Origin of the sequence: Streptomyces shenzhenensis (assembly GCF_021462265.1) — a bacterium.
GTDB classification, from domain to species: Bacteria; Actinomycetota; Actinomycetes; order Streptomycetales; family Streptomycetaceae; genus Streptomyces; species Streptomyces shenzhenensis.
Window position 1 is genome coordinate 1 of sequence record NZ_JAJONF010000215.1, and the last position, 370, is coordinate 370.

The following is a 370-nucleotide window of genomic DNA, read 5'->3' on the forward strand; positions in this document are numbered from 1 at the left end:
GCTGTTCGCCGAGGTCCTGGACGTGGAAGCCGACCACGTCGGCGTGGAGCGGAGCTTCTTCGAACTGGGCGGCGACTCGCTGAAGGTGATGCGGCTGATCGCGCGGATCCGGTCGGTTCTGGAGGTCACCGTCGGCGTCCGTGACGTGTTCGCGGAGCCGACGGTGGCCGGAGTGGCGCGGCTGGTGGAGACGGCCGGGGTGTCGGGGGGCGTGGTGCTGGCCCGTCGGGAGCGTCCGGAGCGGGTGCCCCTGTCGTACGCCCAGCAGCGCATGTGGTTCCTCAACCGGTTCGAGGAGAGCGAGCCCGACGGCGCGGGCGCCGCGGCCTACAACCTTCCCTTTGCCCTGCGTCTGTCCGGCAGCGTCGAT

1 protein-coding gene is annotated in these 370 nt (G+C 71.1%); it reads left to right on the plus strand.

Annotated features, from left to right (window positions below; all coding sequences use genetic code 11):
• Positions 1 to 370, plus strand: a 370-nt coding sequence (locus tag LQ326_RS47525; RefSeq protein ID WP_234545424.1) for a phosphopantetheine-binding protein, incomplete at both ends; no start/stop codon positions are given.